The following is a 1480-nucleotide window of genomic DNA, read 5'->3' as shown; positions in this document are numbered from 1 at the left end:
AAGGAAAACAAATCAGCTATCGGCACGCTTGTAGAACGCAGCACCAGATACGTCATGCTGCTGCATCTGCCCAACGGGCATGGTGCTGTAGAAGTGCGCAACGCGCTCGTCGAGACTATCCAACAGCTACCAGCACACCTGCGTGGTTCGCTGACGTGGGATCAAGGAAGTGAAATGGCCGGCCATAAATCATTCACCATTGCCACCGAATATCCGGTGTACTTCTGTGATCCAGGATCACCCTGGCAGCGAGGAAGTAACGAAAACACCAACGCACTTCTGCGCCAGTATTTCCCCAAAGGCACTGACCTATCCGTCCACACCAAAGAAGACCTCGAGTTCGTTTCCATGCAACTCAACGACAGACCACGCGCAACCCTAGGCTTCGCCAAACCAGCCGAAAAATGGCCGAACTGCTAAGCTATGCCACCGAAATCTAAAATCGTGTTTCCACGACCACTAGAATCCGCCCTCTAAATCTGAAAGCGCAAGCCCCTCGGAATCCTAGGCACCATTTGTAATAAGCTTGCCCTCGTTCCAGTGGCCCACACTTTCCAGGGGAAGAATGGGACACCAGATATTTTTCAAAGCTCTCTAATTCTCTTGTGCTGCAAGCAACTGCTTTAATTGATTATCGATGTCGGTGAGCTTCCTGACTGTTACTACAGCAAACACGAGACCACCGACCAAAGCTATAATACTTAACAAATTATCACCTCTTCATGGTTACGCAGGCCCATGGGGACCATTGTTTCTTGGCTTCGACGTATACCCGACCACAAGTTTTCGATCCATCCTTCGCCTGAACTCCATTTAGATCATATTTGTGTTCATGAGGCATCGCGGCAGGAGTGCACCCATTAGGACCCGCAGGGATTACTTTTCGGTTACCATTGGGTTCATCGTATGCGAGCTCATACTTTGTCCCGCAAACATTGTCGATTTTCCAATCGAAACTAGGATAATAAGACACATGGACTTTGCCAAGCTCTAGGCCGCTACCTTCGACTCCAATAGTAACTCGCGCACCAGCACCGCCAGGTGCCCAAGTGCCGCCTCCCGCAGACCGTGTAGACACACGCTCACCATTCGAGTCAGAGTCTCCAAAGGAGTCGTCAAATTGAACTTCCGCTTGATTTTTATTGGAATTCGATTGGGCGGAAGAATCTTCAGCTGTAGCGGCAGGAGCTGCAGTACAAACAAGGAAACCAACAGCGGCTACCGCAAGCTTATTAAACTTCTTCATAACTTCCTTTCGCGGAAATATAGATACTTAGTTAAAACCTACGACACGAGGACTCAATTTGAAGGTTATCAATCTAAGAGTGACTGCGCATCAGTTTTGCCAGAATTAACTTGCTTTGCGCAAATATAAAATCCCCAAACGGGCCTGACCTCCGGACAGTGGACACATCGGGGGCTAGCTATGCTGCTGTGGTCAGTATAGCCGAAGTCTCGGCTTCAAAGACATCAGGAGCTA

At 49.2% G+C, this 1480-nt stretch carries 1 protein-coding gene; it reads left to right on the top strand.

The annotated features are described in order from the left end of the window. Nucleotides 1-420 (top strand): IS30 family transposase (locus ABRP64_RS11605; protein WP_349866533.1); only part of this gene is annotated, 420 nt, incomplete at its 5' end. Nucleotides 421-1480 lie beyond the last annotated feature (1060 nt).

This window comes from Corynebacterium sp. KPL4015, assembly GCF_040225725.1.
In the GTDB taxonomy this organism is placed as follows: domain Bacteria; phylum Actinomycetota; class Actinomycetes; order Mycobacteriales; family Mycobacteriaceae; genus Corynebacterium; species Corynebacterium rhinophilum.
Note: the sequence above shows the minus strand (reverse complement) of the source record. Positions and strands in the feature narration are given on the sequence as shown.